3 protein-coding genes are annotated in these 2,377 nt (G+C 61.3%); 1 reads left to right on the forward strand and 2 read right to left on the reverse strand.

The genetic code is table 11. The features are described from left to right. Together QVE23_RS10840 and QVE23_RS10845 are read right to left on the reverse strand one after the other, a co-directional pair. The coding region (locus QVE23_RS10840; RefSeq protein ID WP_353847681.1) for an RCC1 domain-containing protein at positions 1-1,059 on the reverse strand (1,059 nt) is incomplete at its 3' end. A gap of 83 nt (positions 1,060-1,142) precedes the next feature. Further along, the gene (locus QVE23_RS10845; protein ID WP_025544273.1) at positions 1,143-1,769 is read right to left on the reverse strand and encodes a flavin reductase; all 627 of its coding nucleotides are present in this window, start codon (positions 1,767-1,769) and stop codon (positions 1,143-1,145) included. 250 nt (positions 1,770-2,019) lie between these two features. On the opposite strand from QVE23_RS10845, the gene QVE23_RS10850 reads away from it, so the two are divergent. Then, positions 2,020-2,377: amidohydrolase family protein (locus tag QVE23_RS10850; RefSeq protein WP_287968229.1), on the forward strand; the 358-nt coding region annotated here is incomplete at its 3' end.

The following is a 2,377-nucleotide window of genomic DNA, read 5'->3' on the forward strand; positions in this document are numbered from 1 at the left end:
CCGGACCTGGTCCAGCAGCTTTTCCGGCGCAGCGGGGCTCCGGTCCGGTGACGTCTCCCACTCCGGGAGAAACCCGGCGCTGGGGAACTGCCACAGGGAGCCGTCCGCCAACACCGCCAGGGTCCGGTCGCTGCAGGGGACGGCACAAACCACACCGTTCGTGATCCGCACAATGCCGTCACAGGCCTCCGTGTCATAGGGGTCCTCCGGGTCCACCAGACCGTCCCGCAGCATGGCCGGGCGGTCGCTGCCCCAGGCCCAGAGAGTTCCGTCCGCCGTCACAGCGGTACATCTGGTGAACTGCACCACATCCTCCAGCAGTTTTTCCGGCTGGCCCAGGGACTGCCACTGGACTGTATCCGACAGATTATTCTCCCAGGGCACACGCCAGAGACTGCCATCCTGCCCCTGGACCAGCATGGCAGGGTCCTGAATTCCGCAGTACAGACTGCCCACAGCGGCCACATGTTCCATCAAAGGTGCCGCGGTACAGGTATCCCCGTCAAACCAGACCCGCACCAGCGTCCCATCCTCCTTCACCGCCAAATCCCCAAACAGCTGAACCACCTGGTCCAGTACCTGGGTGGGCGGATAGTAGGGATCATCCTGATGTTCCTCCAGGGACACTCCGGACCGGGCGCCCCAGGTCCACACCGTCCCGTCAGCGCACAGGGCAGAACATTCCGTCTCCCCGACTGACACGGACACCACGTCCTCCAGCAGCCGGTACGGCTCCTCCTCGCCGAAGGTCCGGCCCGCGTGGCCGCCCCAGCCCCAGAGGGTCCCATCCTCGTCAATGGCGGCGGCCGTGATAAACCCCGCGTCCACATACCGGGCATTCTCCAGCAGGACATTGGCCTCCTCCCAGGGCAGCGGGTCCTGGTCCGTGGGGCCCACCGCGCCGTGGAAGCTGTCTCCCCAGGCCAGCAGGGCGCCGTCCGCTCGGATGGCATAGTAAGTGTATCCGCTGGTGGCAATGGGTTGGCTGATTGATTCCAGCGCCGCCGCTGTACCGGCCAGCAGCATGGCCGAAAGAAGCCCGCAGGCAAGTATTTTCATATCCGCCGCCTCCTTTTTCCCACTGTACCATACAGCCTATCCAAAAAGCAAACCCCGCACCGTCCCGGCGCGGGGCTTGTCCTTTATTTCTCGATCTTCACAAATTTCTCCGCCGGGGCGTGACACAAGGGGCAGCGGAAATCCGGCGGCAGGGATTCTCCCTCATAGACATAACCGCAGACAGTGCAGCGGTAGCCGTTGATCTCTACCGTGCGGTACACGGTGGCAGTGGGCGGAGTGGCCTTGCCCCGGTCCGTATAGGCCTGGAGGGTCAGCACCCTCCCGTCTCCCAACACCTCCGCCTCTGTGGCCTGGCCCACGAAAAGGAGGAAGCTGCCGATCTCCATCTGGTCCACCACCTTGCATGCGATGCGGGAGACCATGTGCTCCTTCAGGTATGGATTGCCGTTGCTGTCGGTCTCCGCCGCCCGGCCAGCGAACTTGTCCGTCACCCGGCCGGACTTGTAGCCGAACAGGTCGATGATCTCCCCCGGCGCGTCCGCACCCAACAGGGTAACGGAGAAGCTCCCCGCCGCCTGAATGGCCTTGCAGGTCTCGTGGTCCTTGTTCACCGCCACGGTGAACTTGGGCGGGAAGGAAGAGGTCACCTGGTGGAAGGAGTTGACGATGCAGCCGTGGCGCTTGCCGTCCGCTGCCGCAGAGAGCAGACAAAGGGCGTAGTCCATCTTCTGATATGCCTTGTTGTCCATATTGATTTCCTTTCTGGCGGATCCGCCGCCGGACATCCCGCATGTTTCTCTTGATGGAATAAGTTTACCAGAAGCCGCCATTTTATGCAGTTGCATCCGCGACTGCTGCCGCGCAAAAATTTTCTTCCGTTTTCTGTGGACAAATACCGGATTTGGGCGTATACTCTCCTTAACCAGATGCCATTATCCTGATTTATATTTTCTATAAGTCTGGATAATGGCTTAAAATCTAAATAAAAGGAGTGGTTCTATGTCTGAGAGCTACGCTGGCAAGATCAACCGGAAGCTGCTGAAAAAGCGCCGCATCATCAACGCCGCCGCCGGGCGGGAGCCGTCGGACCTGGTGCTGAAGAACGCCACCTATGTCAACGTCTTCTCCAACGAGCTCTGTCATGCGGACATCGCCGTGGCAGAGGGGCTGATCGTGGGCATGGGCCAATACTCCGGCACGGTAGAGGAGGACTGCACGGGTAAAATCGTCCTGCCCGGCTTTCTGGATGCCCACATCCATCTGGAGAGCTCCCTGGTCTCTCCCAAGGAGTTCGTGAAGGCCGTGCTGCCCCACGGCACCACCACCGTCATCACCGACCCCCATGAGATCGCAAACG

Source organism: Oscillibacter sp. KLE 1728 (genome assembly GCF_934833455.1).
GTDB classification, from domain to species: Bacteria; Bacillota; Clostridia; order Oscillospirales; family Oscillospiraceae; genus Oscillibacter; species Oscillibacter welbionis.

What these genes read in the sequence shown, in the direction of transcription:
- QVE23_RS10845 (WP_025544273.1), bottom strand. Translation starts at nt 1,769, where the DNA reads ATGGACAACAAGGCATATCAGAAGATGGACTACGCCCTTTGTCTGCTC.